Consider the following 26,203-nt stretch of genomic DNA (forward strand, 5'->3'; position numbering starts at 1 on the left):
CGGGAGGCCTAAGGCGCGCTGACGTAGGGGGATGGCCGCCCGCCCGGCGCCTGGGCCAGCAGGCTGCGCATCTCGCGCGCTTCCTCGACCGGCGTGCGCCCGAAGAAGCGCTTGAACTCGCGCGAGAACTGCGACGTGCTTTCGTAGCCGACCCGCCCGCAGGCGGTGGCCGCGGTCAGGCCGTCCTGCACCATCAGCAGCCGCGCCTTGTGCAGCCGCGTCGTCTTCAGGTACTGGATCGGCGATGTCAGCGTGACCGCCTTGAAGCCGGCGTGGAAGGCGGCCTGGCTCATGCCGGCTTCGCGGGCCAGCGTGGCCACGTCGATCTGCCGGTGGTAATCGGCGTGGATGCGCCGCAGTGCCTTGCCGATCTTGGCGAACTGCGTCTGGTGGGCCAGGCCGGCGCGCAGTGCGCCGCCCTGTTCGCCGGTCAGCACGCGGAACAGGATCTCGCGCAGGATGCCAGGGCCCAGCAGCCGCGTTTCCACCGGCGAGGTCAGCGCCTGCAGCAGGCGCAGCACGGCATCGCCCAGCGCGTCGTCCAGTTTCGAGGCCATCATGCTGCGCGGCGCGGCAGGTGGCGCGATGCCCGCCTGTGCGTCGTCGACGGCGAGCGCCAGTTCGGCCGCCAGTTGCAGGTCGATCGGGATCGAGATCGCCAGCATCGGCTCGGCCTCGGTGGCGCGCACGGTCTCGCCTTCGAAGGGCAAGGGCACCGCCAGCACCAGGAACTGCTGGGCATGGTAATCGAAGGCCTCGCCGCCCAGGTAGCCGCGCTTGTGCCCCTGGCAGACGATGACGATGCACGGCTCGTACAGCGCCTTGCCGCGCGGGCGCACCGAGTTGGCGCGCATGAACTTCACACCGGGCAGGCCGCACAGCGTGTAGCCTTCGTCCGGCGCGAGCACGCCCATCAGTTCCACCATCCGTGCCTGCCGTTGCACCGTCGTCATTCCCGCCTCCTGTCGTTTCAGGCAGTAATTATGCCGTCCAAACGCCGTGAACTGGCCGCCGCTGTAGGATCAGGCAATGATTCGAAACCTTCACGCAACCCGGCCCGCGCAACCGACCGTAGACTTGGCAACATCGCAAGCAAATCGTTGGCAGCATCGTTGGCAACGTCGTACGCAACATCGCTATCGACCATTGAAGGAGGGCACATGGCCGAACCACAAATCATCCTCGTCACCGGGGCCACCGGCCGTATCGGCGCGGCCACGGCGCGCACCCTGGCCGCGCAGGGCCACCACGTGGTGCTGGGCGCGCGGCGCATCGAGCGGCTGGTACTGCTGGCCGCCGAGATCCGCGCCGCCGGCGGCAGCGTCGAATGCCACGTGCTCGACGTCACCGATCCCGACGATGCGCAGACCTTCGTGCTGGGTGCATTCCACCGGCATGGCCGCATCGACGCGCTGGTCAATGCCGCCGGCGTGGCGGCGCCGTCGCGGCTCGACGCGCTGAAACTGCTGGAGTGGGACCGCATGCTCGACGTCAACGTGCGCGGCGCGCTGTACGCGATCGCGGCCGTGCTGCCGCTGATGCAGCGGGCCGGCGCCGGCCACGTCGTCGCCCTGGCATCGGGCGCCGGCATCGGCCCGGCGCATGCGGTGCAGGGCGCGTCGGCGCGGGCGCTGCAGGCGATCGCGGAAGCCTTGCGGCAGGAAGAGCCGGACATCGCTGTCTCCGTCATCGCGCCGGACCTGCCGGGCGGCGCCCAGGCCGTGGCCGAGGCCATCGGCGCGGCGCTGGCGCATGACGTCCATGACGCGCACGCCTGCGCGTGACGCATACGACACGCACGCCTGCGCACGATGCATACGACACGCATGCCTGTGCGGGATGCATACGACGCACACGCCTGCGCGTGACGGAGGGCTTCGCTACAGCGTGTGGTGATGGTCCCGGAACCAGCGCCGCGCCACCAGGATCGCCGCCGCCTGCATCGCCGCGCTGACGAAGAAGGTGACGCCGATGCGCCAGTCCGACGGCGGCAAATGGCTCACCTTGGCCAGCAGGAAGCCGCCGATCAGCGGCATGATGACGATGCCGACGCTGTTGATCGCGTGCAGCGATCCCATCAGCTCGCCCTGTTCGGTGGCCGGCGTGGCCTTCGAGATGATGCCCTGCAGTGCCGGTCCGGCAGCGAAGGCCAGCAGGTTGCACAGTATCAGCACGTACATCATCCAGCCCTGCGTGGCCAGGCCATACAGCAGGTAGGTCAGGGCGCCCGAGCAGAGCCCCAGCAGCGACAGCCGCACTTCGCCCAGGCGCTTCATGAACACGCCGAGCAGGCCGGCCTGCACGATCACCGAAGCGACACCCACGCAGAACAGGGCGATGCCGTTCTGCGTGGTCGACCAGCCGAAGCGGAAGGTGGTGTACAGCACCCACGTCGTGTGCAGCATGGTCTGCGCCAGCGCCACCAGCGCGAACACGACCACCAGGCCGCGCGTGGCGCGGCGTTGCCACAGCTTGATCAGGCCGCCCAGCGGATTGAGCTTGTGCAGCGGGAAGGCCCCGCGCCGTTCCGGCGGCAGCGATTCGGGCAGGAAGAACCAGCCATAGATGAAATTGGCCGCCGACATGCCGGCCGCCACGTAGAACGGCAGGTGCAGGTCGATGCCGCCCAGCACGCCGCCCAGCATCGGCCCGGCGATGAAACCCATGCCGAACGCGGCGCCGATCTTGCCGAAGCTCTTCGCACGATTGTCCGGCGTCGATATGTCCGATGCATATGCCGACGCCACCGACATGCTGGCCGCCGACATGCCGCCGATCACGCGCCCGACCAGCAGCCACGCCAGGCTGGGGGCGAACGCGGTAACGAGGAAGTTCAGCGACATGCCCACCATCGAATACAGCAGCACGGGGCGGCGCCCGACCTTGTCGCTGAATGCGCCCAGCATCGGCATGAAGACGAACTGCATCAGCCCGAACGTGGCGCCCAGCACGCCGTACCACAGCGACTGTTCCTCGCGCGCGCCGACGAATTCGCCCACCAGCACCGGCAGCACGGGAATGATCAGGCCCACGCCCAGCATGTCGATGAACACGCACAGCAGGGCAAAATTCAGGTTGACGGGCGCCGCCGGATTGGCCGGCGTGGCCGGCGTGGCAGCGCCGGTCGCGGCCTCGTCCTTCATGGCTGCGCCGCGGCGGCCGCCACGTCGGTATCGTTCAGCACGAACACCAGCCGGCCATGCATCGCGCGGCTGATGCGGTTCATCGCCGGGCGCAGCGCCTGGTATTCCTGCGGCGTGCACCAGCCGCGCGGGTTGCCGGCCACCACGCGCCGGGCCAGGTGGTAGCGCATGCCGTCGCGCGAATAGGTGGCCTGGTAATCCAGGCCGTCCTGGCTGATCGACAGGTTCTTCGGCACGTACAGCACCTGCATCGCGGCGGGCAGTTCGATCGTCATGCTGTCCTCCACCGCGAACGGTTCGCAGCGGGCATCGTAGCGGCGTTCGCGGTCGGCGAAACGGCCGGCGAAACCGGCCAGCGGTACCGGCCCGTTCATCCCCGGCAGGAACGACAGCACGCCGGCCTCCGGCTGGCTGACATAGTTGCGGATCCGTTCGGTGTAGCGCACGCCCAGCATGTCCGGCTCCGATCCCGACTTCGGCTGCGGCAGCGGTTCCACGCTGCCGTCGCCTTCGTAGCCGTTCGATGCCATCGTGCGCCGCACCCAGTCGGCCGTGCCGGCGGCGCCCACGCTGTCGATGAACTGGCGCACCGCCACCGCATTGCGGCCATGGCCGATGATGTCGGTCGTGCGTTCAGCCGAACCGTCCAGCGCAACCTTCAGCGTGACCTTGCGCTCGACACGGTAGCTGGCGGGATCGGGCAGCGGCGTGCTGCGCAGCGCCGGGGCCAGCCGCGTGGCCAGCGCGGGCTTGCCCGCATCGTTGTCCGGCAGCAGCCCGAACGGCATCGCATCGTCGGTGGAATCGAGGAAGACATCCAGCGCGGGCAGGTAGCTGATCGCGTGGTCGAACCACATCACGGGAATCTCGGGCAGCGTGAAGTTCTCCGCGTCGGCGCGCAGCAGCACGGGCGATGCGGCGATGCCGCGCGCGGCCAGCAGTGCTTCGAGCAGCGCCACGTGATCCTTGCAATCGCCGTAGCGGCGCTGCAGCACGGTGCCGGCATCGTTGGGTACCCAGCCGCCGTCGCCGACATAGCTGGCCACGTAGCGCACGTTGGCACGCACCCAGTCGTACAGCAGGCGCGCCTGCTCGCGCTGGTCCTTGGCGCGGCCCGCCACGTCGTCGGCCAGCGCGCGGATGGCCGGCGTGACGGCCGCCTTCGGCGCGGCACCCCGCTCGTAGGCGTCGGCGATCGACTGCCAGTCCTTGAAGGTGGACAGCATCAGGTGCGGCGTGCGGCGCCAGCCGTTGGCGGCGTTCGGCTCGGGCGTGCCGGTGTCCGTGCTGCGGTAGCGCCAGCGCAGCACGCCGTCCGCGCCATCGATGGCTTCGGGCTGCTGCGCCAGGCCGTACTGGGCGATCTTCAATGGCAGCGCCCGTGCATAGCGCACGGTGACTTCGCTGTCGTCGCGGATCACGTCGTTTTGCAGGAACATCACATGCGACATGCCGCCCGGCAGTTCGGGCACCTTCTGCACGAGGCGGTAGCGCAGGCGGATCGCGTCGCCCGCGGCCAGTTGCGGGAACGTCACCTGCAGCAGCTTTTTCTCCGGGAACGACACGCCGCCCAGGATGCCGTCCTGCACCTGGATCGCCGCCGCGTCGACCGGAATCGGCGCGCCGCTGGCGGGTATCGTTTCCGCGGCCAGCAGTTCGAGCGTCTGCCGCCGCGAGTCCCAGTTCACGTATTGCTGGCCGAGCGAGCCGGCGCCCGTGGCATCCACGGCTCGCCACGTGTAGTCGACGGTCTGCTCCATCGTGTGGTCGGCGCGGATGACGATGTCGGTGCGTTCGCGCAGCGCGCGCACGTGGCCTTCGCCATCGGCCCAGGCGGCCTGGGTGGCCACGCAAAGCAGGGTGGCCGACAATGCCCGGGAGACTGTAGCGCGGCGAGCAGCGGCAGGGCGAACGGCGGCCTGGCCGGTTGCGGGGCGGACCGGAGCGGGCTTCATCGCGTCAGGCCGGGGCGGACCATTCGGCCACGAACTGGTCGCGGAACGCCGTCAGCGCGCGCATCCGCTCATCGCCGAGGCGCCGGCCGGCGGCCGTCTGCATCGTGCCCGGCAGCGTGGCCAGCTTGACGGCGATATGGTCGAGCGAATACGCCTTGTCGTCGAGCGCGCGGTGCAGGCCTGCCGGGTCGGTGCCGTGCGCCAGTCCGGAACCCATGCGGCCCGCCGTATAGAACATGCGGGCCAGCCCGACGGCGCCCAGCGCGTCCAGCCGGTCGGCATCCTGGACGATCTTCGCTTCGATCGTGGCCGGCGCCAGGCCGGCGGAAAAACTGTGCGTCTCGATCGCGTGCGCCACGCCGGGCAGCAGGTCCGCGGGGAATTCCGTCGCTGCCAGCAGGCGCACCGCCTCCCGCGCGGCCTGGCGGGAAGCCAGGTGCCGCTCCGGATGGTTCTTCGGCAGGTTGACGATATCGTGCAGATAGCATGCGGCGAGCACCACGAGCGCATCGGCCTCGGGGTGATCGGGCAACAGCAGGGTGGCATTGCGCCAGACGCGGTGCAGGTGATTGGTGTCGTGGGCGCCATCGTCTCCGGGAATGGCGGCCGCGATCGCGGCCAGCTTCGGATGCCAGCTGGCCAGCGGCGAAATCGTTGTTGTCATGTTCAGGTCAATGCGGCGGTCGTTGCATTGTGCCACGAATGAAACGCTTTTGCTGTAATTTGGGCAATTTTGTGCCCTGCTGAGCGTTGCCACATGGAATTTTTAATGCGTTAGAACTTGGCGTGCGGTAACATTCCGCATCTTTTGCATCGCACTCCACAGGACCGACAATGACCGATACCGCCAGCAGCACCACCCCGGCCGAATACCTCGCCTTTACCCTGGGCAAGGAAGAATATGGCATCGACATCCAGAAAGTCAGCGAGATCCGCAATTACGAAGCGCCGACACGGATCGCCAGCGCACCGGAATTCGTCAAGGGCGTGATCAACCTGCGCGGCATCATCGTGCCGATCGTCGACATGCGCATCCGCTTTTCGCTCGGCACGCCGGAATACGGACCGTTCACCGTCGTCATCATCCTGAACATCGGCAACCGCGTGGTAGGCATGGTGGTCGATGCCGTCTCCGACGTGACCACGCTGTCGCCGGAACAGATCAAGCCGGCGCCGGACCTGGGCTCTTCGCTGAATACCGAACACATCGTCGGCCTCGGCACGGTCGACGAACGCATGCTGATCCTCGTCGACATCGACCGCATGATGTCGAGCGAAGACATGGGTCTCATCGAACGCATCGCCGCCTGACCGGCCCGGCCATGAACATCCTGCGCAACCTTCCCATCGGCAAACGGCTCGGCCTGGGCTTTGCCGTCACGATCGCGCTGGCGATCGTGATTGCCGCCATCGCGCTGTGGCGGCTCAACGACGTGGCCCAGGCCACGCACGCGATGATGGCTTCGCCGCTGGCGAAGGAGCGCATGATCAGCGACTGGTACAGCCAGATCGACAGCGCCGTCCGCCGCACGACGGCGATCGCGAAGTCGTCGGACACGTCGCTGGCAGCCTATTTCGCCGACGAGAGCAAGCGTTCGTCGGCATCGTCGGCGGCGCTGCAGAAGGACATCGAGGCGCTGCTGGCGGCGGACGAGGAGAAGACGCTGTTCGCCAGGATCATGGAGCAGCGCAAGGTCTACCTGGGCTCGCGCGACGAGGTGGCGAAGCTGAAGGCGGCCGGCCAGCTGGACGAGGCGGCACGCATCTTCGAGACCGTGTTCGTGCCGGGCGCCGCGAAATACCAGGACATGGTGAAGGAGCTGCTGAAGCTGGAACGGGTCCGCATCGACGAGACGGCCGCCGAGATCGGCAGCATCAATGAACGCAGCCGCACGATCGTCATCGCGCTGGCGCTGGCCGCGCTGATCTTCGGCTCGGCCAGTGCCTGGTGGCTGACGGTCGGCATCACGCGCCCGCTGCGCCAGGCCGTGGATGCGGCGACCCGGGTGGCTTCGGGCGACCTGACGGGCCGCATCGAAGCGTCCGGCACCGATGAAACGGGCACGCTGCTGCGCGCGCTGGGCGACATGAACCAGGCGCTGCTGAACATCGTCACCGAGGTGCGCAGCGGCACCGAGAACATCAAGGTGGCCTCCACCGAGATCGCGGCGGGCAACCACGACCTGTCGGCCCGCACCGAGCAGCAGGCCGGCGCGCTGGAGGAAACCGCGTCGTCGATGGAAGAACTGACGTCGACCGTACGCACCAATGCCGACAACGCGCGCCAGGCCAACCAGATGGCGGCCGCGGCGGCCGGTGCCGCGGCGAAGGGCGGCGACGTGGTGCAGCAGGTGGTCGGGCGGATGAATTCGATCGATGCGTCGTCGAAGAAGATCGTCGACATCATCGGCACGATCGACGGCATCGCCTTCCAGACCAATATCCTGGCGCTGAACGCGGCCGTCGAGGCGGCGCGCGCGGGCGAACAGGGGCGCGGCTTTGCCGTGGTGGCCGGCGAGGTGCGCAACCTGGCGCAGCGCAGCGCCGCCGCGGCGCGCGAGATCAAGGAACTGATCGGCGCATCGGTGGCCGAAGTGGCGGAGGGCAGCCGCCTCGTCACGCAGGCCGGCAGCACGATGGACGAGATCACGGCCAGCGTACGGCGCGTGTCCGACGTGATCGGCGAAATCACCGCCGCCAGCGTTGAACAGAGTGCCGGCATCGAGGAAGTGAACGGCGCGATCGTGCAGATGGACGCGGTGACGCAGCAGAACGCCGCGCTGGTCGAGCAATCCGCCGCCGCCGCCGAATCGATGCAGCACCAGGCCAGTGCGCTGGCCGATGTGGTCAGCGTGTTCCGCACCGGCGCCGCGCCGGCGCCGCTCATGGCCGTGAAAGCGGTCGCCGTGCCGTCGAAAGCGCCGGCACGCGCGCCTGTGGCGGCAAAGCCGGCGCTGGCGATCCGTAAGCCGGTTGCAGCCAAGCCGGCCGAGTCGGACTGGGAAGAGTTTTAAATAAGGCTGCGTAGTAAAGCTGCTCGGAAGCCTTGGCAGTAAAGCTGCTCAGCCGCCGATGGCGCGCTGCGACAGCGCGTCGGCGGCGCCGTTGCGGTGCCGCGGCAGCCAGCGCAGCGCCACCCGGTCCAGCCGAGCCATCAGCGCCACGGCGCGGACGCGGTGTTCTTCCAGTCCCTTCGCACCCGGCACGCCGGTCATCAGCACATCCTGCACCACCACCTGGCTGTCGCCATAGGCGGCCAGTTCCCTTGCTCCGGCCTCCAGTGCCGCTTCCAGCAGCGCGACCAGCGCCAGGTACTCGGCATCGCCGCTGGTGCCTTCGCCGGCACGGCGGCTGATCTCGATCCGTTCGCCGGCGGGCCCCAGCAGCAGCGCGCCGATGCCGAGCCGCCCTGGATTCGGCGTGGCCGAACCGTCGAACCAGCCGCGCCAGGCCGATGGGGATGGCGGCACCGGCTGGCGCGCCAGCTTTTCGGCGGCGGCGCGGGCCTGGGCGAGGGCACGGGGAGGGATCGTCAGGACGGTCATCGGAGCGAGGAAAAAGCGCCGATTCTACAACGGCGAACGGCGCTTTCAAGAAAAATGCCATCCGGACGGATGGCATTTTCTATTTCGACTTCATCAACGGCGATACGGATTTTCCGGCCGGTGGTCATACCGGTTCGGCACGCCGTCGCCATCGCGGTCGCGGTCATGGCGGTTCGGGATACCGTCGCGGTCCTGGTCGCGGCGCGGGCCGTTGCCGTAGTAGGCGTGGCCGCGATCGTGGCCACGGTCGTAATAACCCCGGTCATGGCCGCGGTCATAGCCTCGATCGTTGCCACGGCCGTAGCGGTTCGGATCGCGGTCGGCCCAGTTCGGCCTGCCGTCGCCATCGCGGTCGCGGTCATAGCGGTTCTGCACGCCGTCGCGATCCAGGTCGCCGCGCGGACCATGGCGGTTCCAGCGCGCCTGTTCATAACGCCAGCCGCCGCCGTATTCGACCCAGCGGGGCGGCGCGTAGGCGTAACCGGGGCGCTCGGCCAGCCACTGGCCGCCCGTCCACACGTGGCGGTGCCCATTCCAGTTCCAGTAACCAGGCGCCCACACGTAGCCGTGGCGCGGCTGCGGCTGCGCTTCCCAGCGCAGCGGGGGCGGCGCCGAGCCGATGACGATATTGACGTCAACCTGGGCCATCGCCTGCGGGGCGAACGCGGCGGCACCGAGGGCGATGGCGGCTGCTGCGATGAATGAAGTCCTGATCATGGTATTTCTCCGAATGGTTTCGACCGGTTGCATCTGTTATCTGCCGGCGGCGTCACGCGCCCCGTTGAAACCACTATAGCGCGCCCGGTTTCCAGCGCGAAAAGCCATTTCAGATTCTTACAAATGGCCGAAGGTTTGCTACCGCATGTTTCGGGCATGTATCAAGGGTGTTTCCATCCGGGTGTTTCAGCGATGTTTCCACCTCCCTCCGCTAGCGTGCGGCATGGCCCAACCGTTGACAGACATCGCCGACATCGTCGCGCAACGCCGCCGTGCCTGGCGGCGCGGCAGGAACCTGGCCGCGCCGCGCAGCGTGCCGTGGGCGCTGTACGCGGTGGCGGCAGGCGTGCTGCTGGGCGGAGCGGTGCTGGGCGTAAACGCGCTGCGGTTGGGAAGCGCAGCCGCCGCGACCGCCGTGGGCACCGATGCGCTGCGCGCGGCGTCGCTGCTGCAGCCGGTCGTGCCGGGGGGCCGGTTCGCCGTCCCGGACGTGCCGGGAGTGACGATGCTGCCGCAGCCCGGCGGCGCCATCGTCGTGGCCAGCCGCATGCGGCCGGAATCGCCGGTGCGGGTCGACCTGTGCCGCCAGCCAACCGATGGGATTGGCCGGATGATCCCGCTGCGGCTCGGGATGCGCTTTGGCGAGGCCGGCGTGCGGGTAGCGCGCGGCGCGCTGCTGGTGGCGCAAGGGTCGCCGCTGACGGCCGCGATGCCGCAACTGCGCCTGACCGGCCAGGCCGGCCTGCCGCTGCAACTGGCGTGGAGCGGCGCCCCGGCACGCTGGCTCGGTAATGGCGGCGAAGGCATTGTCCAGGGTGCCGCCGGCCGGGCGATGCTGCGCGACGAAGGGTGGCTGGCGTGGCAAGGAGGGGCGTTACACCTGCTGCGCCGCCCGGCCGCCGCCTGCCCGCGGGCGGGCGAACTGGTCGCACGCCTGTATCGACCGGATGCCGCACAGCACGGCAGGGCCCGCGTGACGGCGTTCGCCGCCCATGGCGCCAGCGCGACGGTGTGGCTGGCGCCCGGCAGCCATGCGGTCGCGGCGGCGCCGGCGCCGGCACTGGAGGACGAAACGCTGTTCGCCGCCTTGCAGGCGCACGGCCTGGTACGGCTGGCGGACGATGGCGCCATCGTGCTGGCGCCGCAGGACTTGCCGGCCTGGCGTGCCGCGCCCGCATGGCAGCGCGCGGCCGACCTCGATGCCTGGCACCACGTGCGGATCGACGATGCCACCGCCGCGCTGCTGCGCCGCCTGTACCGCCAGGCCGACGGCAGCTATGTGCGCCGGCAGGTCGCGCTGTACAACAGCGAGCGCGCGCTGCTGGCGTGGCGCGTGCGGGCCGGCGACGCGTCCCGCTGGCATGCCGACGGCCCGGCGACGGAATCCATGGCGCCACAGGCGGCGCGCCTGTTCGCCACGCTGCCGCAGGGCTGGCAGCCGTGGTCGCGCCTCGCGGCGATGCCGCACGGCGCCGCGGCCGCACGCCTGTCGCTCGACCTGCCGCATCCCGCCACGGGCGGCGAACCCCTGGTGCTGCTGGTAGCCGGGCGCGTGATGGGGGTCGACGGCGCGACGATGGCATCGCGCGCCGTCTGCGACGGCCGGGGATGCGGGGCGGCCGATGACGTCCGGGAGTTGCACCTGCGGGCGCTGCCCGGTGCGCGCCGCATCGTGCTGGCGGTGGCGCCGCTCGACGCGCGCACGCTGGAACGGCCGGGCGAACGCCAGTACCGGCACCTGCGCGTGGTGGCGAACCGGATCGTCTGGCAGCCGCTTGCCGGACCGGCCTACGGTACCGCGCCGGACCGTGGCCCAGCCCAGGGACCGGGCGCAAGACAGCCCGCCAGCCCCGCGCTGCTGGCGGACCGCAACGGTACGCCGCTGTGGGCCGGCGATGCGGCCACCGCGGCTGCTGCCGGTGCGGGGCTGGCGCCGCTGCTGGGCCTTGGTCCCGAGCACGACACCGGCATCGCCGGCATGCTGGCACGCGCCGGCGCCGGCGGCGGCGGTGCGCGGGCCCGCCTGTCGCTCGACCTGCCGCTGCAGGCACTGGCGCAGCGCATACTCGACTGCGTGGCGCTGCAACGGGGGCGCTGGTCCGGCGAGCGGTGCGAAGGCGCCCAAGCGGCACCGCCGCGGCGCAAGGCCGGCTTCGTCGTGCTCGATGCGGAAAACGGCGACATCCTGGCGGCAGCCGGCGCCGGCCAGCCGTCCGTCGACGCGGGCAACTGGCTGGAGGCGCGCGCGCTGGACCGCGCCAACCCGGCCGGCAGCCCGCTGCGCCTGCCCGCGCTGCAGCACGATGGCGGCGCCCATCACAGCCCTGGTTCGACCTTCAAGGTGGTCAGCGCGCTGGGCCTCGAACTGGCCGCCCGCGACGACCGGCAGCTCGACGCGCTGATGGCCGGGCCGCCGCTGCCGGCGATCAATGCCCTGGCGCGCGAACGCGGCTTCGATTTCACGACCGGTGCCGCCACGTATCCGGCAGGCGCGCGCGGCGCCTACGTGACGAATTACCGCGAGCAGGGCATCGACCGCCGCGCGCAGGACGGCCGGCTCGGCCTGGCGCAGGCGTTGGCCTACAGCCTGAACACGTGGTTCGCGTGGACCGGCGAACTGTCCGACCGCACGCTGGGCGGCCGCGCGGAAGGCGGCATGCCCGATGTGCAGCCGCTCGAAGCGGGCGCGCTGGATGGCGCCCGCCCGATCCTGGCCGCGGCGCGCCGGCTCGGCTTCACCCGCCCGCTGCGGCTGGACGGCGGCCTGCTGCCGGCCGGCTTCCGCTGGCATGACTACGATGCGCTGCAAGCGACGCCGGCCCGCATCGACCCGGTCCACACGCGCCACGAACTGCGCCAGATGAGCATTGGCCTGCGCATGCAGGCGACGCCGCTGCAGATGGCGCTGGCCGCGGCCGCGATCGGGCAGGGCGCCACCGTCGCGCCGCGCCTGCTGCTGGAGCTGGACGGCCGCTCCGCCGCTGGCCCCGCGCCGGAACGGCTGGATGCGCGCCTCGACCGCATCCGTGCCGGCATGAAAGGCGTGATCGACGCCGGCACGGCGGCCAGCGCGTTCCGCGGCCTGCCGCGCGCGGTCCGCGCCGGGCTGTACGGCAAGACCGGCACCGCGCCCACTGGCGAGGGTAGCGGCACCGTGTGGTTCACTGGCTGGCTGGAACCGGGCAGCCTGCCGGGCCAGCGGCACCGGCTCGCTTTCGCCGTCTACGCCAGCCACTCGGACGGCAGCGGTGGCGACCACGCGGCCCCTGCCGTGGCGGCGCTGCTGGCCGCGCTGGCCGGCCAGGGCGGCAGTCCAAACGGACAATTGAAGGGTAAATGACGGCATCCACGCGGCAACGGGCGACGCTCAGCCATGGCATGATGGGCGGTGTTCTCCCATTTTCAGATGCTATGAGGCTGCCAGGAACGCGCTACCAGGAACCCGGCTGGGAAGCGGTGCGGAAATTGCTAGGGCAAGCGTCGCTGGTCGCCTTCCGGCAGTGCGACCTGGCGCACCTGCTCGACCCGGCACGGCACGCGGCAATGCTCGACTGGTACACCGATGCGGTGGCCGGGAGCCTGCGGGGGGCGGGCCGGGCGCTGCGCGGGGCAGCGCCCGGCAACAGCTATGGCGACAGCGCCGGCGACCTGGCCCTCGCGCTGCTGTTCGAACTGCAGGCGCAACCGGCCTTCTTCGCGGCATTCGCCTCCGCCATCGCCGCCGCGCACGCGAAGGAAGGCGCGTTCTGGCAGCACGCCGCCGGCGACACGCTGCTGCGCAAGAAGGTCAACGACATGTTCGCCACGCTGCGCGACAGGGTCGATGCCGACAATTACCAGGCCGCCACGGGCCAGCCCTGCACGCCGAACCGCATCTATACGTACCGCATGCTGGACATGGCCTATGCGGCGATCGCCCAGGTGTTCGCGGGCTGGCCGGGTACCGCGCAGCAGGTCGCCGCGATCCTCGGCCGCGAGGCGGACGGCATGCCGATCGAACTACGGCGCATGAAGTCGATCGCGCAGTGCCAGGCCGCGTGGGTGATCAACTGGAGCGCCACGCTGGAACGCTTCACGGGCGCGCCCGGCCCGCTGCACACGAAATCGAAACGCTTCGCCAGCCTGCGCAACGGCATGGAAAAGATCGCCGCGATGCTGGCCGAGATCGGCGACTACCAGGAGCTGTCCGCCAATCGCGACGGCGACGACTGGCGCCGCGATGGCGAAGACGCCGCCGCCTGGCTGGACGATCTCGACCGTGTCGCCGCCGCGGCCTGCCCGCATGGCGTGGCCGACCGCATCCTGCCGCCGCCGGACGATGATGGGGAGGCCGATGCCGGCGGTGACGCCGTTTCCGCCGCCCCCGGCTATGATGGGATGCCGGCCCGCGCGGCGGCGCTGGCCGCCCTGAACGACGAAGCGCTGCCGGTGCGGCTGGCGGTCTGCCTGAAACTGCTGGGCCCGGCGGACGACAGCTACCCCGACGACTGGCTGGACGGGGAGACGGGGGAATTGCCGACCTTGCAGCGGCTGGCGCAGGTCGGCGGCATGTCCGTGCCCACGCTGCGCAAGCGGCGCAACGCGGCGATCGGGCGCCTCGCCGGCCTGGCCGGCATGACTGGAGAACAGAATGAATCTTGATGCCAAGCTGCGCGAGCGGCTGCTGCTGGCGCGCGCGGTAGCCGGCGACCGGCTCATGCTGGCCGACGCCACGCTGCTGGCGGCGCTGGACGGTACGCGCCCGTTGAGTCCCGGCGAACTGGCGGCGCTGAACGGTTCGCCGGCCACGCTGCGCCGCTTCCGCCACCTGGCGCTGGCGCGCCGCCGTGGCGGCTGGCAATCGTCGACCGGCATGCTGCGCGCGGCCTCCAGCGGCGACGTGCCGGCGCTGACGACCGACGACGGCCTGTGGACGCTGCACTTCGTTGCCCAGGACGGCGGCTGGCGGGTGGTGCTGGCGCTCGACGCGGCGGCCCCCGTTGCCGCCGGCCTGCTGCGCGAGCGCACCCTGCTGCGGGTCACGGACGGCGCCGGCACCACCCTGCTGCAAGGCCGCCTCGATGCGGATGGCGAGTGCGAGCATGCGTGGCCATTCGCGGCGGCGCCGGCCGATCACCTGCAGCGGCATGGCGCCACGTTCGCCGTCACCGCGCTGGCGGCGCCATGAGCGAACGCCGGGAGCCGTCGCTCGGTGGCGCGGATGACGCCGCGGATACCGGCACGGTCACTGATACGCGCGCCGGCGGGGGGTTGCCGGTGGCGGCGCTGTGCGGCACGATTCCCGCGCCGCCCGGCGCCACCTTCATCGTGTTCGGCGCGGACGGCCAGGCGCGCCGGATTGCCGGGGGCGGCAGCGGCAAGGCGGCCCTCCCGGGCAAGGGCGAAACGGCATGGTGGTTCGTGCCCGGCCCCCATGCGGTCGCGCTGGTGCCATTCGCCGGCGCGCCCGAAGTGGGCCTGCGGCTGGCCTTCGTCGTCGATACCGCCGACCCGCGGCTGGCGCGCCAGCGCTTCGACCTGTTCCTGTTCAGCGAGGTCGCGGGGCAGGCCGGCAGCCTGCCGCTGGCGGACCTGGCCGGGCGCGTCGAAGGGGCGCTGCGTGGCGCCTTGGCAGGTGGCACGCTGGATCTGCCGCCGTGCACGTCGCTGGACGAGTGGAATGCGTTCCGCGCCGGCCTTGACGAGTTGCTGTACATGCGCTTCGGCCTCACGGTGGACGATTGCGTGCCCATCGCGCTGGACGATGTCGACTATGCCGGCATGTTGCGCCGCCGCGCTGCCGCGCTGCCCCCGCCCTCGACGCAGGAGGCCCGACAGGAACATGGCCTGGCACCGGTGCCTGCGGCGACATCGGAACCGCCGGCCGGCGCGCCAGTCCAGGCCGACGATGCCGCCGCGCTGCGCCGCCTGTTCCTTGAATTGCCGGAGGCATCGCGCACGTTGCGGCTGCTGCCGGCAACGGCGTTCGCGGTGCGGCAGGCACATCTCCAGCGGCTCGCACTGGCCGCTCTGGACGTCAACACGATGCCGGCCCTGGCATGGTCGGCGCCGGGCCGCCGCCGTGCCATGGACGAGCAGCGCCGGCTGGCGGCCGCCAGCAGGGATGCCGTGCGCGCGCTGGACGAGCTGTGGGCCGTGCTGGCGCGCATGAAGCTGGCCGGCGGCAGCGACGATGAACTGGATCGCGTCCTGGCGAATGGCGAATGCCACCTGGCCGCGCGCCGCGGGCAGGCAGCCGGTGAACGCCGGGAGCCTCATGGCGGGAGCCCTATATATGAGCCATGACGTCCTGCGTGGTCCTGCAAGCGTCGCCGCCGATGGCCGGGCCGCCGGGCCCACCGTGTGCCGCACCGTGCTGCGCGACGGCCGCACGCTGCTCTTGACCGCCACCGTGCGTCCGCGCGCCAACCGGGCCGACGTCAAGTGCGTGGTGCCGGGCGCACCCGCGCTCGGCGAGCGGATGGCGGAAGTGGTGCGGCTGGCGCGCCTGACCGAAGCGCGGCTGGACAGCCGGGTGCAGCTGGTACTCGGCATCGACGGCGCGCCGCAGGAGGGGGAGCGCAACTGGGAACTGGCTGCCGTGCTGGCCGACCGCATGGCGCGCGGCGCCTGGCGCCCGCCGCGCGGCACCGGCGAGGTGATCGCGCTGGGATGGTCCGATGCGTGGCAGCTGGGCCGCGTGGACGGCTACGATGCGCCGCCCGCTCTGCCGGACACCGGGCCGGACATGGGGCCGGACATCGGGCAGAGCACAAGCGCTCGCCGCGAACTGGTGCTCGGCGGTGCCGGCCTGCCGCACCTGGGCGCGCTGACCGGCCATGCCGACCCGGGCGGATCGGTGTCGTCGGTGCGTACCTGGTTCCCGTTGCACAGCGGTGGCATCAACGACACGCTGGCGTGGGTCGAGGTCAGCGTCGCGCCGCTGGCCGCCGATGCGCCCTTGCCCGGTGCCGACGAAGAGGACACGATCGCCGTGCCGGGCGTCGACGCGGCCGCGCAACTGGCCGTGCGGCAGGCGCTGGCCGGCGCCCGGCATGGGGATGGGCGCGGGCTCGGTCGCTGGCGCACCGCGGTGCGGTTCAGCGAAGCACGTTTCACCGGGGCATCGTACCAGCTGGCACTGGTCATGGCGGACCGGCTGGCACGGGGGCGCGACTTCGTGCCGCGCGGCCGGCTGATCGCCACCGGCAGCTCGACGGCGTGGCATGCCGGGCAGGTCGATGCCGTCGACGGACGCGAGGCCAAGCTGGCGCTGATCCTGGCCGAGGCGGCGGCCGGCGACCGCGTGCTGTTGCCGGGCGCCTGGCACGACGCGTTGCCGCCGGGCTGGGCCGGCGCATTGCGGGCCAAGGGGGCGTCGTTCGCATGCGTCGACCGCGTCGGGCTGATCTGATTACGGGCGAAAACACGTCGAGGCCGGCGGCAAGAGTGGGCCGCCTGTTAAAATCGGCGCGGGCCGATGATGAAAACTGGGAGGGAACTGACATGTTCAAGATGTTCGGTATCGGTGGTGTCAAATGCCCGCGTTGCGGGCAACGCAACGGTGCCGCCGGCTATTGCGCGCAATGCGGCCTGTCGCAGGGCACGCCGCGCAGCGAACCGGTACTGGTGGATAACCGCTGGGTGCCGGCCGACGACGAGCTGGCGGTGTATTTCGGCGTGCGCGAACTGTCCGGCATCTTCACCAAGACGCTGCGGGTGCCGCCCACCACCCGCGCCTACATCCTGCAAGGCAGTAGCGCCACCGAAGTCCCGCAGGGCGAGTACGAGCTGGAAGGCTTTTTCCAGCGCCTCAACAACCTGCTGCGCGACCAGCACGCCGAAATCCTCATCACCCGCATGCAGCCGCTGCCCGTTCGGTTCGACCTGGCGGACCTGCATACCGCCGAGCACCTGAAGATCTGCGCCAGCTTCACCGTCGGCATCAAGGTCGAGCACGTGGCCGCGTTCGCCCAGCATTTCATGACGGCACCCGGCACCGTCACCACGCGGCACCTGCGCGAACTGCTGCAGCAGTCGGTATGGCAGATCGCCGCCGAATTCGTCGGTGCCCGGTCGATCCGCGAAATGAACGCCAATCCCGAGCTGCGGCCGCAGCTCGACGAGCGGCTGCAGTCGGCGCTGAAGCTGCGCCTTGCCGAGTTCGGGCTGGCCGCCGTGCAGGTGGAAACGCTCCAGCTGCGCCACGATAAATACGATGCCAACCGTGCCCGCGTGGGCAGCCTGTGGCTGGTGGCCGACGAACGCCACGTGCAGATCGAGCATGCGCGGCACCTCGACGAGCTGTATGGCGAAGAGGAATGGCTGGCGCTGGCGCGCGAGGAACAGCAGGCCCGCAACGACTACCGGCGCGCCGAGCTGCGGCAGGATGCGGCCGTCGACAAGGCCGAGCTGTCGCTGCGCGAGAGCGAGCGGATGCAGGCGATCCGGGCGCGCGAGATCGACCTGTACGCGCGCATCGTCGAATCGCGCACGCGCAAGGCGGCCATCGAACGGGGTGCCGGCGCCGCCGCCGCCGAGCTGGAACACGAATTGGCCCAGCGGTCCGCGGGGCAGGCCGGCGCGGCCGCGGACTGGGAGCACGTGCGCCAGCTTGCCCAGATCCGCATGCGTACCGAACTCGAGGTGGCGCAGCAGGAAGCGGTCGAGCAGCGCGCGCTGGCGAAGCAGCGCTTCACGCACCAGCTGCACGTGCAGCAGATCCGCAACCAGATGGAACAGGCGCTGGCGATCGAGGACGAAGCGGCGCGGCGCGCCGAAACGCTGCGGCTGCAACAGGCGCACCTGGCGGCCCAGCGCCGCGAAGCCGAGATCGAGGCACAGCACCATGCGGGCCGCCTGCAGGCCGTCGAGCTGGCCAACCTGGCACGCCGGCGCGAAGCCGAACGCCTGCGCGACTGGGAAGAAGAACTGCACATGGCGAAGCGCCGCGAGCTGTCGCGCGGCGAGGACGTCAAGGAAGCATCGTCCCGGGTCGAAGTGGCCGGCATTACCGCGCGACTGGACGAACTGCGGCGCAGCGGCGCCAGCGCCGAGGCGCTGGCCCAGCACGAAAAGCTGCTGCGCACCATCGAGGCCGACGGCATCGCCCAGCGCCAGGCCAATACCATCGCCCACGAGGCGGAAGAGAACCGGCTGTCGCTGAAGCTGCGCGAACACGAAGCGCACTGGCAGCAGCAGCTACGCGGGCTGGAGCTGGAGCGCGAGGAACGTTACGCGCGCGCCCGCTCCGCCTACGAAACGCTGGTGGCGCAGCAGAACCATGCCGCCGAGCTGGCGCGCATCGAGATCGAGCGCATCGGCACGATCGGCAACCTGTCCGATACCGGCAAGGTGGCGCTGGCACCCACCGCCAACGCCCAGGCACTGGCCCAGTTGCTGAAGGTGCGCACGCAGGCGGAAATGAGCGCCGACCAGCTGCAGGCGCTGGCGCTGGTGGTCGGCGCCGAAAACAGCGTGACCCCGCTGGAGGCGATGCGGCTGGCCCAGCAGGCGCTGGCCGACGAACGGCTCCAGGCCGATGCCCGGCAGGACAAGGACCGCCAGCACCAGCTCGAGCTGCTGAAGCTGCAGAACGCCACCCATGCCAATGCGCTGGCGGCGCAGATGCAGCTGGGCGTGGGCGTCGCGCAGGCCGGCGCGCCGGTCCATCATCACCACGCGCCAGCGCAGCAGGGGGCATCGGCGTGCGTGAATGGCCACCTGCAACCGGGCAACCGGGATGCCAAATTCTGTGCGGAATGCGGCGTGCCGCTGCGGCGCTGAAGGAACGGCTGCGTATCGATGCAAACGGCAAGGGACAAGATCCGCGAATTGCGCGCCCTGCATGACGACGGGCTGCTGACCGGGGAGGAATTCGAGCGGCGCAAGAACGCGATACTCGACGCCGAATACACGCCCGGCGGCACCGCGCCGCCGCCGGCCCGGCAGGGTACCGAACTGGGCCTGATGGCCGGCCAGGAAATCGGTCCGCAGCACCGCCGCTACCGGCTGGAGCGGCTGCTCGGCATGGGCGGCATGGGCCAGGTGTGGCAGGCCACCGACCTGGCCACCCACGCGGAGCTGGGACACAGCGAACAGGTGGCCGTCAAGATCCTGCCGCCGCAGCTGACGCAAAGCCCGGTCCATGCCCGCCTGCTGGTCGAGGAAGCCACGCAGGCGCGCCGGCTGGCGCACGACAGCATCGTGCGCGTCTATGAATGGGCGCAGGACCCGGCCACGGCCAGCTACTTCATCATCATGGAATGCCTCGACGGCCAGGACCTGGACGCCTGGCTGGCGAGCCACGGCCCGGTGCCGTTCGGCGAGGTCGAGCGCATCCTGCGGCCCGTCGCCAGCGCGCTGCAATATGCGTGGGACCGGCATCGCCTGGTGCACCGCGACCTCAAGCCGGGCAACGTGTTCCTGACCGCGCAGGGCGACATCAAGCTGCTCGATTTCGGCATTGCCGCCCGCTCGCGCGATGCGACCGCCGGCTTGCCGGAATTGCCGAACGCCGGCACGGCCGTCTATCGCGCGCCGGAAACCGGCACCCAGCAGGCCTTGCCGCTGCCGCGGCTGGACGTGTACGCCGTCGCCGTCATGGTATACCAGATGCTCGCGGGCACGATGCCGTTCGACGACACGCGCTCGGCCCAGTCGCAGGTCGCACCGCCGCCGGGCCTGAACGACGCGCAATGGCGGGTACTGCAGCAGGGCTTCGCGTTCGATCCCGAGCAACGCTTCGACAGCGTGACGGCGCTGCTCGATGCGTTGCGCCGTGCCGCCGGTCCATCGCCGGAAGAACTGGCGGCGCAGGCGGCCGCGGCGCAGCTTGCGGCGGAACGGCGCGAGCACGAACGGCAGCGCGCGCAGCTGAAGGAAGCCGAAGAGCGCCTGCATGCCGAGCAGCGCGCGATGGAACAGGCGCGCGCGGCCGGCGCGGAAGAGCAGCGCAGGATGGAGCTCCAGCGCAAGGCGGAGCTGCAGCGGAACGCGGAACTGGTGGCCCGGCGCCGCGCCGAGGCGCAGGCCGAGGCCGTGAAAAAGCTGAGGGAAGAGCAGGCCCGCCGTGCGGAAGAGCTGCAACGGGAGAAACAGCGCCGGCTCGAAGCGGATGCGGCCGCACAGGCGCGCAAGGAACAGCTGCGCCAGCAACTGCTGGCGCGGCGCGAAGCCGATGCGGCCAAGGCGCGCGCCATCGAGGAGGAAAAGCAGCGCAAGGCCGCGCTGTTGAGGGCGCAGGCGGCGTACAAGGCGGAGCAGGAACGCGCCCGGCGCGACCAGGCGGCCCGCAATGCGGCCGAGCTGGCGGCGCTGATGCCGACCGCGGCCAGCCCGGTGGCCGATGCCAGCGGCGTGCTGCGCGACCGGTTCCTCGATGGCAGCGCCGTCGGCCCGGACCTGGTGCTGATTCCGACCGGCCGCTTCCAGATGGGCGGCACCGAGCACGAACACGTGGTGGCGCGCAAGGCCGGCTCGCAACCGTCGTGGCTGGCACGCGAACTGCCAACCCGCTGGGTGGCCATCGAGCGCTCGTTCGCGCTGGGCCGCTACCCGGTCACGGTGGGCGAGTGGCGCCGCTTCGTGCGCGCCACGGCGTGGGAGTCGAAGCTCGGCATCGACTGGACGCGGCCCGGCTTCGAGCAGGACGACTGGCACCCGGTCGTCAACGTCAGCTGGCACGATGCCCAGCAGTACGTGCGCTGGCTGTCGATGATGACCGGCGCGCTGTACCGCCTGCCGAGCGAAGCCGAGTGGGAATATGCCTGCCGCGCCGGCTCGCGCACGGCGTTTGCGTGCGGCGACGAGATCGGTACCGAATACGCCAATTACGACGGTCACTTCACTTATGGTAACGGGGTGCGCGGCGAATTCCGCGGCGGCACCAGCAAGGTCGGCAGCTTCCAGCCGAACGGCTGGGGCCTGTACGACATGCATGGCAACGTGTGGGAATGGACGCAGGACGCGGCGCACGACGATTACAACGGCGCGCCCTGCGACGGCAGCGCCTGGGAAGACACGGGCGAGGGCGGGGGAAGCGGCGGCGACCCGGACCGGCGCATGGTGCGCGGCGGCGCGTGGCTGTATCCGCCCCGCTATGTGCGGTCGGCGGCGCGGAACGGCTTCTCCGCGCTGTTGTCGAACGACGTGGTGGGGTTCAGGGTGGCACGCAGGCTGGGGTAATGCGGGACGGCGATATTCATGGGACATGAATCGCGACATGCTGTTCCCCATTCCGGGAGTAGGCATGGCACGCGGATCGGCTTATAGTGCACTACCAGTCCACTATCATTCGAATAAGTTTGACTACCGTTCAAGGAACCCCGATGCCCATCACCGTACGCCGCGACTCCACCCAACCGATGCGCCACATCGTCCATGTGCGCAACCACCTGGTCCCGGCGGACGTCTCGCCGGAAGAAGGCGGCGCGGATGCCGGCCCGTCGCCGCACGACCTGTACGACGCGGCCCTGTCGTCCTGCAAGGCGCTGACGGTGCTGTGGTACGCGAAGCGCAAGAACATCCCCGTCGACGATATCCAGGTCACCACCACGCGCGACGACAGCGACGAACGCGATAAAGGCGGCAAGGGCGTGTACCGCCTGGTCGTCACGCTGCACCTGGCCGGCGACCTGACCGAGACGCAGCGCGCCGAGCTGCTGTCCGTGGCCGAGAAGTGCCCGGTGCACAAGCTGATGACGGCCGTGACCACCGAAGTAACCACCACGCTGGGGTAATCGCATGAACATCGCGCATCTGATCAAGGGCCACGACAAGGACCTGGGCGGCGGCTTCATCGTGCGCCGCTACCTGCCTTCGGTCATCAAGCAGGCCGTCGGCCCGTTCATCTTCTTCGATCACTTCGGCCCGATCGACGTGCCGCTCGACGCCAACCACGACGTGCGCCCGCACCCGCACATCGGGCTGGCCACCGTCACGTACCTGTTCGAAGGCGCGATGGACCACCGCGACAGCATCGGCACGTACCAGCGCATCGAGCCCGGCGCGATCAACTGGATGACGGCCGGCCGCGGCATCGTCCATTCCGAGCGGGCGCCGCTCGACCTGAAAGGCCACCCGCACCGGATGCACGGCCTGCAGCTGTGGGCGGCGCTGCCGAAGGCGAACGAGGAAGACGAGCCGAATTTCTCGCACACACCGGCCTCCAGCATCCCCGAACTCACCGTCGATAACGCCACCGTGCGCGTGCTGATCGGCTCGGCGTTCGGCTGCACGTCGCCGGTGCCGACCTACATGGAAACGCTGTACCTGGACGTGGTGCTGGAGCAGGGCGCCGAACTGGTGCTGCATGCCTTGCCTGCCGAAGCGGCCATCTATCCGGTAACCGGCGCCGTGGAAGTCGACGGCATCGCCGTCGCCGCGAGCGCGATGGCGCTGCTCGACACGTCCACCGCGCCGCGCGTGACGGCTACCGCCGCGGGTACGCGCTTCGTCGTCATCGGCGGTGCGCCGCTGGACGGGCAGCGCTTCATGTTCTGGAATTTCGTGTCGTCGTCGAAGGAGCGGCTGGCGCAGGCGGCCGAGGACTGGGAAGCGGAGCGCTTCCCGCAGGTGCCCGGCGAGACCGAGCGCATTCCGTTGCCGAACCGGCCGAAGCCGCAGGGCACGTATCTTTGAAGGGCAACTGACGTTCCAACCCGCCACAGGAGGCCGCATGATCATCACCATCACCGCTTTCAAGTTGCCGCAACCGATCGCCGCCGAGGAAGCCCGCCGTATCTATCTCAGTACCGCGCCCACGTACCAGGGCGTGCCGGGCCTGCTCAGGAAGCACTACGTGCTGTCGGAAGACGGCGTCACGGCCGGTGGCGTGTACCTGTGGAATTCGCGGGCGGAAGCCGAGGCGCTGTACACCGAGGCATGGCACGCCTTCGTCGCCGACAAATACGGCGTCGAGCCCACCGTGATCTTTTTCGACAGCCCGGTGACCGTCGACAACATGGCGCAGCAGATCGTGGCGGACGAGTTGTAATCCAGCGCCATGGACGGGCAATAAAGCCGGAGGCAAAGCAACCGGATCGCCTGTCGCTTACAGGATGTGACACGGGCGACAGGCGGGTGCCGGAGCGTCCGGGATCGGCCAACAGCAGACAACGGCGAGCGCAGCATGCCTGCCGCGTCCAGGCTCGCCTTCGATTTCGTTGTCAAACCCATCGACACACCGGTGTAGTACCGTTCTCTACCGCTTCAGCATGTCCAGGATTTGCGCAGTCGTGCGCACCCGTCCAATGACGGGAAAGATGGCTTCGGTGGCAAACCGGTGCATCTCCGCACTCACGCTGGACATGGCATCTTCGGCGAAGACCACTTTATAGCCGTGGTCGAAGGCGATGCGTGCCGTGGACTCCACACCGGAATTCGTGACGCGCGGCCAGGGCAGGCTCGGTCATGCCGCATCCACGGACGAAGCCATCTTCGTCGAGGAAGCGCGCGACGACACGCCCGTCCTCACCCGGCCATCCCAGCTGCCTGCGGTATCACGCGGGGACGGGTACAACGCCATCTTGCAGGCTGCCGTCCGCCAGCTCGAGCATGAAGCCATCCGCCTCGCGCATACACCTGACCCGGGTGTGGGTGAGCAAGCGCGCGCCCAGCGTCGATGCCATCTGCCCGGCTGTCGCGCTCACCAGCTGTGCCGCCTCTTTCCCGAGCGCCAGGGCGTTGGACAGCATCGGCTTGGCGTAGGCATCTCCGCTGTCTCCTGTCACGAACAGCAGCGGAGTGGATTTGTCGAGCTTGCGGAGCTCGCGGCCCAGGGCATAGGCCGCCATGCCCGCGCCGACGATGACGATCGGCGCCATCCTATTTCTCGACCATCTCGAAATCGTCTTTGGCCATGCCGCACCCGGGACAGGCCCAGTTGTCCGGCACCGCATCCCATGGGGTGCCGGGTGCGATGCCTTCGCGCGGAAGCCCGGCCGCTTCGTCGCAGACGAAGCCGCAGACGGCGCATTGCCAGGTCTTCATGCGCCATCTCTCGCATAGAAGGTGTCGTCGAGCAGCATGTCCTCGAAGAATGCGCCGAAGCGGCCTTGTGGATCGGTGAGGTGGATCTCGAGGATCCAGCGCATGCTCGAGGGATGGGACGCATAATCGGCCAGGGCACCGGTATGCATGGCGGCATGCGGGAAATCCGATACGCGATGACCGGGCAGGTCGAGATTGAGTTCCCAGCCCATCTCCGTCGCGCGTCGCGTGGCGTAGTCATACAGTTCCTGGCCGGTGCACTTGCGATCGCGCCACATCGCGCGCGCGTCATGGAACAGACGCTCGGCATCCGCCGCGCAGCGGGCGTATTCGGGCGCATGGCCGACAACGAAGGCGGCGCCGCCGTCGCCTTCCCAGTCCTCGACCCGGGGCGCGATGTCGATGAAGAAGATGTCGTTCTCCCCGAGGATGACGCCCGGTTCGGACGCCTGCTTCATCGGCTTCATCGTGTTCTTCCCAAACCGCACGCGGGTCGGGTGCCAGCTCAGGGCGTGCCCCCGGGAGGCAATCACGTCCTTGGCCATCGCGACCGCATCTTCCTCGACCATGCCGGGCCGGACGCGGGCGGCGATCGCTGCAATCGCCTTGCGTGTCTCCGCTCGCGCCAGCAGCATGCCATCCACTGAAAATGCCGGTCCAACGCTCTCTGCCGTGTTGCTCATGAGTATTCCTTTCTGTTCACAGCGGGAAAATTCCCGTAACGCCATTGTGCGTAGCTACGGCGTCGAACTGGGGGCGAGCAGACGTCAAAGTCGGCCAAGCTGGGTGGATATCCTGCCATTCACCCATGCGTGGCCTGCAGCGATGCCTGGAGAAGCGGACGTCCAGTTATAGTGCTGGCTTCCTGTCAGGAGTCCAGCGTGCCCACCGTCGCCATCCTTGCCTTTCCCGCTATGCAGAGCCTGGACATTACCGGCCCCATGGACGTTTTCGCCGAAGCCAACCGCTTCCTCGAACCGGTCCGGCATTACCGGCTTTCCGTCCTCGGCACCGGTCCCGGCCCGGTGCGGTGTTCCAACGGCCTGACGGTGCAGCCCGATCTTCCCTATGAGGGATGCGAGGAGGCGTTCGACCTGCTGGTCGTTCCGGGTGGCCCGGCCGTGCCATCGCTGCCGCGCGACAATGGCTTGAGCCGCTGGCTCCAGGCAGCGGGCCGGCGGTGCAGGCGGGTCGCCTCGGTATGTAACGGTGCATTTCTCCTGGCGCATGCCGGTCTGCTGGATGGACTTCGCGTCACCACGCATTGGAACGATGCGTCGAAGCTGGCGGCACGTTTCCCGAAAGTCGATGTCAACGCGGATCGAATTTTCCTGCGCCAGGGGAATATTTATACGTCGGCGGGCGTCACGGCAGGTATTGACCTGGCTTTGCACCTGGTATTCGAGGACCACGGACCGGAAGTGTCGCTGAACGTGGCGAAAAGGCTGGTCGTCTTCAGCCAGCGCAACGGTGGGCAGTCGCAGTTCAGCCCGTATCTGACACCCTATTCGGCGAACGCGTCGGTTGTGGACACCGTGCGAGATCATGTGCGGCGGCATATCGACCATGACTTGACGGTGGACTGCCTGGCGAAACATGCGGCAATGAGCACCCGGAACTTCGCACGCGTGTTCGCGAAGGAGGCCGGTATCACGCCCGCCGAGTTCGTGGAGCGTTGCCGGATCGACGCGGCAAAAGTCCTGCTGGAGACCGAAACGCTACCCTTGAAGACAATCGCGCACCGCTGCGGCTTCAGTACCGCCATGCGCATGCGCATGGCGTTCACGAGGCATCTCGGCGTCACGGCCCAGCAATACCGGCAGAACTTCGGTGCTTTCGCCAAGGGTTCCGGAGCGGTCGCTTGATGTCGGGC

At 69.6% G+C, this 26,203-nt stretch carries 24 protein-coding genes; 14 read left to right on the forward strand and 10 right to left on the reverse strand.

All coding sequences use genetic code 11. The features are described 5' to 3' along the window. Nucleotides 1-8: 8 nt before the first annotated feature. On the reverse strand, nt 9-953 hold the full coding sequence (locus FHS02_RS00955; RefSeq protein WP_137312380.1) for an AraC family transcriptional regulator: 945 nt from the start codon (nt 951-953) through the stop codon (nt 9-11). A gap of 207 nt (nt 954-1,160) precedes the next feature. On the opposite strand from FHS02_RS00955, the gene FHS02_RS00960 reads away from it, so the two are divergent. Further along, complete coding sequence (locus tag FHS02_RS00960; RefSeq protein WP_175424690.1) at nt 1,161-1,784, forward strand: SDR family oxidoreductase; 624 nt, start codon at nt 1,161-1,163, stop codon at nt 1,782-1,784. A 96-nt stretch (nt 1,785-1,880) separates the two neighbouring features. On the opposite strand, the gene FHS02_RS00965 is transcribed toward FHS02_RS00960, so the two are convergent. From FHS02_RS00965 to FHS02_RS00975, 3 genes are all read right to left on the reverse strand, one after another. Further along, a complete protein-coding gene (locus FHS02_RS00965; RefSeq protein ID WP_137312382.1) occupies nt 1,881-3,143 on the reverse strand; it encodes a TCR/Tet family MFS transporter in 1,263 nt (420 codons plus the stop codon). Beyond that, complete coding sequence (locus FHS02_RS00970) at nt 3,140-5,014, reverse strand: DUF3857 domain-containing transglutaminase family protein (RefSeq protein ID WP_175424691.1); 1,875 nt, start codon at nt 5,012-5,014, stop codon at nt 3,140-3,142. Before FHS02_RS00970 ends, FHS02_RS00965 begins: the two co-directional genes overlap by 4 nt. A gap of 88 nt (nt 5,015-5,102) precedes the next feature. Beyond that, the gene (locus FHS02_RS00975) at nt 5,103-5,762 is read right to left on the reverse strand and encodes an HD domain-containing protein (protein WP_137312384.1); all 660 of its coding nucleotides are present in this window, start codon (nt 5,760-5,762) and stop codon (nt 5,103-5,105) included. A gap of 170 nt (nt 5,763-5,932) precedes the next feature. On the opposite strand from FHS02_RS00975, the gene FHS02_RS00980 reads away from it, so the two are divergent. Together FHS02_RS00980 and FHS02_RS00985 are read left to right on the forward strand one after the other, a co-directional pair. Continuing rightward, nucleotides 5,933-6,409: a chemotaxis protein CheW gene (locus FHS02_RS00980; protein WP_137312385.1), complete on the forward strand. Its 477-nt coding sequence runs from the start codon at nt 5,933-5,935 to the stop codon at nt 6,407-6,409. Between the two features lie 11 nt (nt 6,410-6,420). Beyond that, nucleotides 6,421-8,112 (forward strand): methyl-accepting chemotaxis protein, encoded by a 1,692-nt coding sequence (locus FHS02_RS00985; protein WP_137312386.1) that lies wholly within the window; start codon nt 6,421-6,423, stop codon nt 8,110-8,112. 48 nt (nt 8,113-8,160) lie between these two features. On the opposite strand, the gene FHS02_RS00990 is transcribed toward FHS02_RS00985, so the two are convergent. Then, on the reverse strand, nt 8,161-8,643 hold the full coding sequence (locus FHS02_RS00990) for a ribonuclease HI family protein (RefSeq protein ID WP_137312387.1): 483 nt from the start codon (nt 8,641-8,643) through the stop codon (nt 8,161-8,163). Nucleotides 8,644-8,736: 93 nt separating this feature from the next. Continuing rightward, the gene (locus FHS02_RS00995) at nt 8,737-9,360 is read right to left on the reverse strand and encodes a YXWGXW repeat-containing protein (protein WP_137312388.1); all 624 of its coding nucleotides are present in this window, start codon (nt 9,358-9,360) and stop codon (nt 8,737-8,739) included. Nucleotides 9,361-9,583: 223 nt separating this feature from the next. Here FHS02_RS00995 and FHS02_RS01000 point away from each other — a divergent pair, with 223 nt between their 5' ends. The 10 genes from FHS02_RS01000 (at nt 9,584) to FHS02_RS01045 (ending at nt 23,335) form a co-directional block, all read left to right on the forward strand. Next, entirely contained in the window at nt 9,584-12,700 is a 3,117-nt protein-coding gene (locus FHS02_RS01000; RefSeq protein ID WP_137312389.1) for a penicillin-binding transpeptidase domain-containing protein, read from the forward strand. Between the two features lie 71 nt (nt 12,701-12,771). Continuing rightward, the gene (locus FHS02_RS01005; RefSeq protein ID WP_137312390.1) at nt 12,772-14,001 is read left to right on the forward strand and encodes a hypothetical protein; all 1,230 of its coding nucleotides are present in this window, start codon (nt 12,772-12,774) and stop codon (nt 13,999-14,001) included. Beyond that, the gene (locus FHS02_RS01010) at nt 13,991-14,527 is read left to right on the forward strand and encodes a hypothetical protein (RefSeq protein WP_137312391.1); all 537 of its coding nucleotides are present in this window, start codon (nt 13,991-13,993) and stop codon (nt 14,525-14,527) included. The genes FHS02_RS01005 and FHS02_RS01010 overlap by 11 nt, the downstream gene beginning before the upstream one ends. Then, nucleotides 14,524-15,645, forward strand: a complete 1,122-nt coding sequence (locus FHS02_RS01015) for a hypothetical protein (RefSeq protein ID WP_137312392.1) — start codon at nt 14,524-14,526, stop codon at nt 15,643-15,645. Before FHS02_RS01010 ends, FHS02_RS01015 begins: the two co-directional genes overlap by 4 nt. After that, entirely contained in the window at nt 15,635-16,753 is a 1,119-nt protein-coding gene (locus tag FHS02_RS01020; RefSeq protein ID WP_229422497.1) for a hypothetical protein, read from the forward strand. The genes FHS02_RS01015 and FHS02_RS01020 overlap by 11 nt, the downstream gene beginning before the upstream one ends. A 92-nt stretch (nt 16,754-16,845) precedes the next feature. Next, on the forward strand, nt 16,846-19,125 hold the full coding sequence (locus FHS02_RS01025; RefSeq protein WP_137312393.1) for an SPFH domain-containing protein: 2,280 nt from the start codon (nt 16,846-16,848) through the stop codon (nt 19,123-19,125). 18 nt (nt 19,126-19,143) lie between these two features. Next, nucleotides 19,144-21,525 (forward strand): SUMF1/EgtB/PvdO family nonheme iron enzyme, encoded by a 2,382-nt coding sequence (locus FHS02_RS01030; RefSeq protein WP_137312394.1) that lies wholly within the window; start codon nt 19,144-19,146, stop codon nt 21,523-21,525. A 143-nt stretch (nt 21,526-21,668) separates the two neighbouring features. Next, entirely contained in the window at nt 21,669-22,079 is a 411-nt protein-coding gene (locus tag FHS02_RS01035) for an OsmC family protein (protein ID WP_137312395.1), read from the forward strand. Nucleotides 22,080-22,083: 4 nt separating this feature from the next. Next, the gene (locus FHS02_RS01040) at nt 22,084-22,980 is read left to right on the forward strand and encodes a pirin family protein (protein ID WP_137312396.1); all 897 of its coding nucleotides are present in this window, start codon (nt 22,084-22,086) and stop codon (nt 22,978-22,980) included. Between the two features lie 37 nt (nt 22,981-23,017). Then, the gene (locus FHS02_RS01045; RefSeq protein ID WP_137312397.1) at nt 23,018-23,335 is read left to right on the forward strand and encodes a YdhR family protein; all 318 of its coding nucleotides are present in this window, start codon (nt 23,018-23,020) and stop codon (nt 23,333-23,335) included. 207 nt (nt 23,336-23,542) lie between these two features. On the opposite strand, the gene FHS02_RS01050 is transcribed toward FHS02_RS01045, so the two are convergent. From FHS02_RS01050 to FHS02_RS01065, 4 genes are all read right to left on the reverse strand, one after another. Beyond that, the gene (locus FHS02_RS01050) at nt 23,543-23,713 is read right to left on the reverse strand and encodes an isochorismatase family protein (RefSeq protein ID WP_307722190.1); all 171 of its coding nucleotides are present in this window, start codon (nt 23,711-23,713) and stop codon (nt 23,543-23,545) included. 127 nt (nt 23,714-23,840) lie between these two features. Then, complete coding sequence (locus tag FHS02_RS01055; protein WP_137312399.1) at nt 23,841-24,164, reverse strand: hypothetical protein; 324 nt, start codon at nt 24,162-24,164, stop codon at nt 23,841-23,843. 1 nt (nt 24,165) lies between these two features. Further along, on the reverse strand, nt 24,166-24,330 hold the full coding sequence (locus tag FHS02_RS01060) for a rubredoxin (RefSeq protein ID WP_137312400.1): 165 nt from the start codon (nt 24,328-24,330) through the stop codon (nt 24,166-24,168). After that, nucleotides 24,327-25,013, reverse strand: coding sequence for a M24 family metallopeptidase (locus FHS02_RS01065; protein WP_137312401.1), 687 nt, complete (start codon nt 25,011-25,013; stop codon nt 24,327-24,329). Before FHS02_RS01065 ends, FHS02_RS01060 begins: the two co-directional genes overlap by 4 nt. 198 nt (nt 25,014-25,211) lie before the next feature. Between FHS02_RS01065 and FHS02_RS01070 the strand changes: the two genes are divergently transcribed. Continuing rightward, nucleotides 25,212-26,195: a GlxA family transcriptional regulator gene (locus FHS02_RS01070; protein ID WP_137312402.1), complete on the forward strand. Its 984-nt coding sequence runs from the start codon at nt 25,212-25,214 to the stop codon at nt 26,193-26,195. Nucleotides 26,196-26,203: the final 8 nt, after the last annotated feature.

The sequence above is a fragment of the Pseudoduganella umbonata genome, from assembly GCF_014192225.1.
Lineage (GTDB): Bacteria > Pseudomonadota > Gammaproteobacteria > Burkholderiales > Burkholderiaceae_D > Rugamonas > Rugamonas umbonata.

Bases quoted from the DNA above. Each gene is read 5' to 3' on its own strand.
- FHS02_RS01035 (WP_137312395.1), top strand. From the start codon at position 21,669: ATGCCCATCACCGTACGCCGCGACTCCACCCAACCGATGCGCCACATC.
- FHS02_RS01005 (WP_137312390.1), top strand. From the start codon at position 12,772: ATGAGGCTGCCAGGAACGCGCTACCAGGAACCCGGCTGGGAAGCGGTG.
- FHS02_RS00990 (WP_137312387.1), bottom strand. From the start codon at position 8,643: ATGACCGTCCTGACGATCCCTCCCCGTGCCCTCGCCCAGGCCCGCGCC.
- FHS02_RS00980 (WP_137312385.1), top strand. From the start codon at position 5,933: ATGACCGATACCGCCAGCAGCACCACCCCGGCCGAATACCTCGCCTTT.
- FHS02_RS01045 (WP_137312397.1), top strand. From the start codon at position 23,018: ATGATCATCACCATCACCGCTTTCAAGTTGCCGCAACCGATCGCCGCC.
- FHS02_RS01055 (WP_137312399.1), bottom strand. From the start codon at position 24,164: ATGGCGCCGATCGTCATCGTCGGCGCGGGCATGGCGGCCTATGCCCTG.
- FHS02_RS01025 (WP_137312393.1), top strand. From the start codon at position 16,846: ATGTTCAAGATGTTCGGTATCGGTGGTGTCAAATGCCCGCGTTGCGGG.
- FHS02_RS01010 (WP_137312391.1), top strand. From the start codon at position 13,991: ATGAATCTTGATGCCAAGCTGCGCGAGCGGCTGCTGCTGGCGCGCGCG.
- FHS02_RS00985 (WP_137312386.1), top strand. From the start codon at position 6,421: ATGAACATCCTGCGCAACCTTCCCATCGGCAAACGGCTCGGCCTGGGC.
- FHS02_RS00975 (WP_137312384.1), bottom strand. From the start codon at position 5,762: ATGACAACAACGATTTCGCCGCTGGCCAGCTGGCATCCGAAGCTGGCC.
- FHS02_RS00995 (WP_137312388.1), bottom strand. From the start codon at position 9,360: ATGATCAGGACTTCATTCATCGCAGCAGCCGCCATCGCCCTCGGTGCC.
- FHS02_RS01065 (WP_137312401.1), bottom strand. From the start codon at position 25,013: ATGAGCAACACGGCAGAGAGCGTTGGACCGGCATTTTCAGTGGATGGC.
- FHS02_RS01020 (WP_229422497.1), top strand. From the start codon at position 15,635: ATGAGCCATGACGTCCTGCGTGGTCCTGCAAGCGTCGCCGCCGATGGC.
- FHS02_RS01000 (WP_137312389.1), top strand. From the start codon at position 9,584: ATGGCCCAACCGTTGACAGACATCGCCGACATCGTCGCGCAACGCCGC.
- FHS02_RS01060 (WP_137312400.1), bottom strand. From the start codon at position 24,330: ATGAAGACCTGGCAATGCGCCGTCTGCGGCTTCGTCTGCGACGAAGCG.
- FHS02_RS00960 (WP_175424690.1), top strand. From the start codon at position 1,161: ATGGCCGAACCACAAATCATCCTCGTCACCGGGGCCACCGGCCGTATC.
- FHS02_RS01040 (WP_137312396.1), top strand. From the start codon at position 22,084: ATGAACATCGCGCATCTGATCAAGGGCCACGACAAGGACCTGGGCGGC.
- FHS02_RS01015 (WP_137312392.1), top strand. From the start codon at position 14,524: ATGAGCGAACGCCGGGAGCCGTCGCTCGGTGGCGCGGATGACGCCGCG.
- FHS02_RS01030 (WP_137312394.1), top strand. From the start codon at position 19,144: ATGCAAACGGCAAGGGACAAGATCCGCGAATTGCGCGCCCTGCATGAC.
- FHS02_RS00955 (WP_137312380.1), bottom strand. From the start codon at position 953: ATGACGACGGTGCAACGGCAGGCACGGATGGTGGAACTGATGGGCGTG.
- FHS02_RS00965 (WP_137312382.1), bottom strand. From the start codon at position 3,143: ATGAAGGACGAGGCCGCGACCGGCGCTGCCACGCCGGCCACGCCGGCC.